This window comes from Psychroflexus aestuariivivens (genome assembly GCF_004010055.1).
Lineage (GTDB): Bacteria > Bacteroidota > Bacteroidia > Flavobacteriales > Flavobacteriaceae > Psychroflexus > Psychroflexus aestuariivivens.
In genome coordinates, this window is sequence record NZ_RQVT01000055.1 from 1 (window position 1) to 3,277 (window position 3,277).

General features: G+C 46.7%; 2 rRNA genes. Both read left to right on the forward strand.

Annotation, left to right across the window (positions count from 1 at the left end):
- Positions 1–73 precede the first annotated feature (73 nt).
- Positions 74–2,905, forward strand: a 23S ribosomal RNA gene (locus EIG86_RS11440).
- A gap of 218 nt (positions 2,906–3,123) precedes the next feature.
- A 5S ribosomal RNA gene (gene rrf / locus EIG86_RS11445) occupies positions 3,124–3,231 on the forward strand.
- Positions 3,232–3,277: the final 46 nt, after the last annotated feature.

A 3,277-nucleotide genomic window follows, 5' to 3' on the forward strand; every position in this document is an offset into this window, starting at 1 on the left:
AAAGTTCATTGACATATTGAGATATATAAGAATACGAGAGAATACGAAAAATAAATAAATAATTATCGAGACAGATAAGCTTATTAAGGGCGTATGGGGAATGCCTAGGCTCTCAGAGGCGACGAAGGACGTGACAAGCTGCGAAAAGCTGCGGGGATTAGCACATATGAGATGATCCGCAGATATCCGAATGGGGCAACCCACTATACTGAAGGTATAGTATCCGCAAGGAGGCGAACCCGGTGAACTGAAACATCTAATTAGCCGGAGGAAGAGAAAACAATAGTGATTTTGCTAGTAGCGGCGAGCGAACGTGAAACAGCCCAAACCAGTACTGTTACGGCAGTGCTGGGGTAGTAGGACTACAATATCTTTATTAATATTGAACCCAAATATTTTGGAAAGGATACCCATAGAAGGTGACAGGCCTGTAGGGGAAAGGTATTAATAGAGTAGTAGTATCCTGAGTAGTGCGGGGCACGAGAAACCTTGCATGAATCAGCCGGGACCATCCGGTAAGGCTAAATACTACTGAGAGACCGATAGTGAACCAGTACCGTGAGGGAAAGGTGAAAAGAACCTTGAATAAAGGAGTGAAATAGACCCTGAAACCATACGCTTACAAGCGGTCGGAGTCCTACGGGATGACGGCGTGCCTTTTGCATAATGAGCCTACGAGTTACCAAATTTAGCGAGGGTAAATAATTCAGTTATGGATCCGTAGCGAAAGCGAGTCTGAATAGGGCGATTAAGTTAGATTTGGTAGACGCGAAACCGTGTGATCTACCCTTGGGCAGGTTGAAGCTGTGGTAACACATAGTGGAGGACCGAACCCGTTGACGTTGAAAAGTCTTGGGATGACCTGAGGGTAGGGGTGAAAGGCCAATCAAACTCGGAAATAGCTCGTACTCCCCGAAATGCATTTAGGTGCAGCGATTAAATAGTTTTATAGAGGTAGAGCTACTGATTGGATGCGGGGGCTTCACCGCCTACCAATTCCTGACAAACTCCGAATGCTATAAAATGGTTTTAATCAGTGAGGGCATGGGTGCTAAGGTCCATGTCCGAGAGGGAAAGAACCCAGAGCATCAGCTAAGGTCCCAAAATATATGCTAAGTTGAAAAAACGCGGTCAGACTGCTTAGACAGCTAGGATGTTGGCTTGGAAGCAGCCATTCATTTAAAGAGTGCGTAACAGCTCACTAGTCGAGCGGTTCGGCATGGATAATAATCGGGCATAAGCATATTACCGAAGCTATGCTTTCATAGAATAATCTATGAGAGGTAGGGGAGCATTCTAATCAGCGCTGAAGGTGAATTGTAAGATTTGCTGGAGTGGTTAGAAAAGAAAATGTAGGCATAAGTAACGATAATGCGGGCGAGAAACCCGCACACCGAAAGACCAAGGATTCCTCAGCTATGCTAATCAGCTGAGGGTTAGTCGGGGCCTAAGGCGAACCCGAAAGGGGTAGTCGATGGACAAGCAGTTAATATTCTGCTACTTGCTTTAAATTAAAAGAGACGGAGAAGGAAATCTAGTGCGTGCAGACGGAATTGCACGTTGAACCATCTGTAAGGATGGGATAGTACACCAAAGCTACGGTGGCGGTGATAATCTAGAGGCCGTTCTTCCAAGAAAATCAATTAAAGCAACCCGTACCGTAAACCGACACAGGTAGTTGGGATGAGAAATCTAAGGTGCTCGAGAGATTCATGGCTAAGGAACTAGGCAAAATGGGCCCGTAACTTCGGGAGAAGGGTCGCCACGCTCCGGCGTGGCCGCAGTGAAGAGGTCCAGGCGACTGTTTATCAAAAACACAGGGCTCTGCTAAATCGAGAGATGCAGTATAGGGCCTGACACCTGCCCGGTGCTGGAAGGTTAAGAGGAGATGTTAGCTTCGGCGAAGCATTGAATTGAAGCCCCAGTAAACGGCGGCCGTAACTATAACGGTCCTAAGGTAGCGAAATTCCTTGTCGGGTAAGTTCCGACCTGCACGAATGGTGCAACGATCTGGACACTGTCTCAGCCATGACCTCGGTGAAATTGTAGTATCGGTGAAGATGCCGATTACCCGCTGTGGGACGAAAAGACCCCGTGAACCTTTACTATAGCTTAGTATTGACTTTGGATAAGTGATGTGTAGGATAGGTGGGAGACATTGAAGCGGCCTCGCTAGGGGCAGTGGAGTCATTGTTGAAATACCACCCTTTACTTGTTTGAAGCCTAACCCCACTTAAGTGGGGGACATTACTTGGTGGGTAGTTTGACTGGGGTGGTCGCCTCCAAAAGAGTAACGGAGGCTTCTAAAGGTTCCCTCAGCACGCTTGGTAACCGTGCGTAGAGTGCAATGGCATAAGGGAGCTTGACTGAGAGACCTACAAGTCGATCAGGTACGAAAGTAGAGCATAGTGATCCGGTGGTTCCGCATGGAAGGGCCATCGCTCAAAGGATAAAAGGTACTCCGGGGATAACAGGCTGATCTCCCCCAAGAGCTCACATCGACGGGGGGGTTTGGCACCTCGATGTCGGCTCGTCACATCCTGGGGCTGGAGAAGGTCCCAAGGGTTGGGCTGTTCGCCCATTAAAGTGGCACGCGAGCTGGGTTCAGAACGTCGTGAGACAGTTCGGTCTCTATCTACAGTGGGCGTTAGAAATTTGCGTGGATCTGACTCTAGTACGAGAGGACCGAGTTGGACAAACCTCTGGTGTATCTGTTGTTCCGCCAGGAGCATAGCAGAGTAGCTACGTTTGGAAGGGATAAGCGCTGAAAGCATATAAGCGCGAAACCCACCACAAGATGAGATTTCTTTAAAGGATCCCCAAAGACGATGGGGTTGATAGGTCACAGGTGTAAAGGCAGTAATGTCATAGCCAAGTGATACTAATTATCCGAAAAGCTTATCTGTAACTCTTTAATTAATATTTACTAAGTATAAGCTCTATTTTTATATATTTTATTATGTCAACTTATTAGAAGTTAGATCACAGGTAAAGGACATAAGATAAAAGACAGAACAGTCAAAAATCTTAAGTCTATCATCTAAGATTTACTTAACAACTTAAGGTGGTTTTAGTCCCGAAGCGTCGGGAGGGCTTACAAAGCCTAGAAATACCTAAACAGTTTAAGGTGGTTATAGCAACGGGGCTCACCTCTTCCCATTCCGAACAGAGCAGTTAAGCCCGTTAGCGCCGATGGTACTACATCCGTGGGAGAGTAGGTCGCCGCCTTCCTTATTTGCAATAAAAGCCTCTAGAAATAGAGGCTTTTTTGTTTTAA